At 53.6% G+C, this 291-nt stretch carries 1 protein-coding gene; it reads right to left on the reverse strand.

From position 1 onward, the window contains the following. Nucleotides 1–291, reverse strand: a 291-nt coding sequence (locus MiSe_RS50165; RefSeq protein WP_226595097.1) for a CLIPPER-2 domain-containing protein, incomplete at both ends; no start/stop codon positions are given.

The raw sequence follows: 291 nt of genomic DNA on the forward strand, positions 1-291 counted from the left end.
AGGTCTGGTTTCTGCTCAACGGGAACCGAAGTAGAAGCACTTTCAGACGGCGTTTGAGTACTATCCGCCGTTGCCGTGTTGAGAATGTTACCGCCGGCGTCGATGTCAGCTTGAGTCACGGTGTAGGAACCTGTATAAGTCCAGGTTTCGTTCACATCCAATTGGCTATCGCTGTCGCTGTCGCCACTAGGTCCGGTGAGGGTGCCCAATTTCGGGTCGCTGACAGTTACACCCGTCAGGGTTTGGTTGCCGTTGTTATCTACAACGATGCTGTAGCTGATGACTTCGCCC

The sequence above is a fragment of the Microseira wollei NIES-4236 genome, assembly GCF_020521235.1.
Taxonomy (GTDB): domain Bacteria; phylum Cyanobacteriota; class Cyanobacteriia; order Cyanobacteriales; family Aerosakkonemataceae; genus Microseira; species Microseira wollei.